Source organism: Desulfonatronospira sp. MSAO_Bac3 (assembly GCF_003838035.1).
GTDB lineage: Bacteria > Desulfobacterota > Desulfovibrionia > Desulfovibrionales > Desulfonatronovibrionaceae > Desulfonatronospira > Desulfonatronospira thiodismutans.
On the sequence record NZ_QYZY01000380.1, the window covers coordinates 1 to 2,908 of the forward strand.

A 2,908-nucleotide genomic window follows, 5' to 3' on the forward strand; every position below is an offset into this window, starting at 1 on the left:
AAAAATCAGTCTGCATGCAGGGGAATCCCTTCTCGGTGCAAGGGAAATCTACAGTGGAGTAGAAGCGGGAGTGGCGGATATCGGCAGTACGTGCCCGTCCTATACGCCGGGGATGTTCCCCCTGACAGAAGTTTTCGAGTTGCCCGGTTATCAAAATGTCAACTCGGTAGCAGCTTCCATGACAGCGCATGAAGGGTACAAGAGGTTCAAGGAAGAGCTGGATGTGGATGAGTTTTCAGATGTCAAGGTGCTCATGTTCTGGGCTACCGGGCCCGGCAATGTCATGAGCAAGATACCCGTTGAAAAACTGGAGGATATGGAGCGCCTGGAGATGAGAGCAGTGGGAGGCAGTGCGGTGCCGGTTAAAACCCTGGGCGCTGTTCCTCATGCCATGCCCATGTCCGAGGCCTACCTTGCCCTGGACCAGGGGCTGGTGAATTCCATACTGGCCCCCAATGATACCTTGCAGGGGTTCAGGCTGGCCGAGGTAATAGATCATCTGACCAAGACTCCGTTTCTTTACAATATGGCTTTTGTAAAGATCATGAATAAAAACACCTGGGATGCACTCCCGGCGGAAGTACAGGAGATATTTGAAGATCTCAATGATGAGTTTGCCAGAAAGTATGGCAAGCTTTTTGCCGACGCATCCAGGGAAGGCCTTCAGTTCGCAGTGGACGAGCACGGCGTCGAGGTTTTAGAATTGTCCGGGGAAGAAGAGGACCGATGGATTGAGCGCCTGGATATGGTTGTTGATGACTGGATAGAAGACAAGAATATGAAAGGACTGCCTGCTGAAGAGGCGGTAAGTATTACCAGGGAGCTGGATGAAAAGTTTTCTTCCGAGTATGGTGATTATTAATTTTTCTGAGGGGGCCTGAATGTCTGAAAAAGATGATCCGGCTTCAGCCTGGCTTCGCTGGGCCAGGGAAATACAGGCCATAAGCGGAATCGGGCTTTTATTCAGCAAGAATCACCACGATGAGAAAAACTTTTCCCGGCTGCAGGAAATAGCCGCGGAAATGGCCGAGATGCATTCCAACCTGGATTACACCCGGGCCATGGACATTTTTCAGGACCAGAGCGGCTATGTCACGGTCAAGGTGGATGTGCGCGGAGCAGTGATACAGGACGGGCGCATCATGCTGGTAAAAGAGATAAAGGACGGCCTGTGGTGCCTGCCCGGGGGCTGGGCCGACGTAGGGGAAACACCCTCGGAGATGGTGGCCAGGGAAGTCTGGGAGGAAAGCGGGTACAACGTGGTTCCGGAGCGCCTGGTGGGAGTGTACGACGCCAACCGGGGAGGGCGGCCCATCTCCTTTTTCCATGCCTACAAGATTGTCTTCATGTGCCGCATAACCGGAGGCCATGCCCGGACCAGTCCCGAGACTTCCGCGGTGGATTTTTTTGATTTCGACGATCTGCCTGTTCTTTCCTCCAACCGCACCAATGAGCGCCACCTTGAACATGTAAGAGCCTGCCTTATGGATCCGCAACGTCCGGCAGCATTTGATTAGCCGGAGTTGCCATGGATCTTGAGCCCAGACAGGTGCGCCTGTACATAGCCCCGCTTCTGTCTTTGACTATTTTTTTATCGGTCCTGAACGGGGTGACCTTCAATCTGGCCGTCCCGGACATTGCTGCGGACTACGCTGTATCTCCGGCTATGGTCAGCTGGGTGGTTACAGCCTACATTGTGATCTTTGCCTTTGGTTCCGTCATGTACGCCAGGCTGGGGCAGAGATTTCACCTTCGAGATCTCATTACTGCAGGCCTTTTGATATTCTGCCTGGGGTCCCTGCTGGGTTTTTTTACAGATTCCTACCATATGCTGGTGGCCGCGCGTATGATCCAGGCGGCCGGGGCTTCGGGGATTCCGGCCCTGTCCATGGTGCTGGCCACTGTATATGTCCCGGTGAAGATCCGGGGGCGTCTGCTGGGTCTCATCGCCTCCACCGTGGCCTTCGGTCTGGGCATAGGTCCCATTATAGGGGGGCTTATCGCCGGATACCTGCACTGGAATTATCTGTTTCTTATGCCCCTGCTTCTTTTGCCCTCCATTTACCTGCTTAGAAGGGCCCTTCCCAGGCAGAGCGATCTTGTGCGCAAGCCTCTGGACCTGCCGGGCGCACTTTTACTGGCGGGTACTGTGGGCTGCCTGCTGTTTATGGTCAACCTGGTTATGTGGTGGCTGCTGCTGCCGGCGCTGGTTCTGGGGACCCTTTTTGCAAGGCGCATCATTTCTATTTCTTATCCATTTGTATCTCCGGAACTGTTTGGAAGCCCCGGCTATCTGCACGGCCTGCTCACCGCTCTGCTGGCCATGGGCACCATATTCGCCACTTTTTTTCTTATGCCTCTTATGTTCAGGCATATCTATGACATGCCCACTCTGCATATCGGGCTGTATCTGTTTCCCGGAGCCATGAGCGCAGCCCTGGCCGGTCTGGTTGCCGGCAGGTTCGTGGATCGCTGCGGAGCTGCTCCAGTGGTCAGGACGGGTTTTCTGATCCTGATGACAGGATTCGGCCTTATTATTTTAACCGCCGGTCAGAGCCCGGTAGTAAGCGCTTTGTGTCTCATCGTGGCCAACTCCGGTTTTACCATTATCCATTCCTCACTGGCAGGGGCTGTATCCGGGACCCTTCCCGAGGGACGAGTTGGTCTTGGAATGGGTGTTTTCAACCTGGTCTTTTTTGTGTCCGGAGCCATGGGTACGGCCTCGGCGGGTATGTTTCTGGATGTGCTTGGCCATGACCAGTCCGGATCATACAGCTTTATTTTCGCCGGCTGCCTGGCACTGGCCCTGGCTGCGCTGTTTATTTTCAAACGCAGTTTTACACAGACCTGCAAATAGCATTTTACCCAAATCAGGCCAGGTATGAAATGGGTAAAAAACACCTTTATT

At 53.9% G+C, this 2,908-nt stretch carries 3 protein-coding genes; all 3 read left to right on the forward strand.

Annotation, left to right across the window (positions count from 1 at the left end; genetic code table 11):
* A partial coding sequence (locus tag D5S03_RS13235; RefSeq protein ID WP_287044396.1) for a TRAP transporter substrate-binding protein occupies positions 1-862 on the forward strand: 862 nt, incomplete at its 5' end.
* A gap of 19 nt (positions 863-881) precedes the next feature.
* Positions 882-1,517 carry an NUDIX hydrolase gene (locus D5S03_RS13240; protein WP_287044398.1) on the forward strand — a complete coding sequence of 212 codons (636 nt, stop codon included), beginning with the start codon at positions 882-884 and terminating at the stop codon, positions 1,515-1,517.
* Positions 1,518-1,528: 11 nt separating this feature from the next.
* Positions 1,529-2,857 (forward strand): MFS transporter, encoded by a 1,329-nt coding sequence (locus D5S03_RS13245; protein ID WP_287044399.1) that lies wholly within the window; start codon positions 1,529-1,531, stop codon positions 2,855-2,857.
* Positions 2,858-2,908: the final 51 nt, after the last annotated feature.

Bases quoted from the DNA above. Each gene is read 5' to 3' on its own strand.
- D5S03_RS13240 (WP_287044398.1), top strand. From the start codon at position 882: ATGTCTGAAAAAGATGATCCGGCTTCAGCCTGGCTTCGCTGGGCCAGG.
- D5S03_RS13245 (WP_287044399.1), top strand. From the start codon at position 1,529: ATGGATCTTGAGCCCAGACAGGTGCGCCTGTACATAGCCCCGCTTCTG.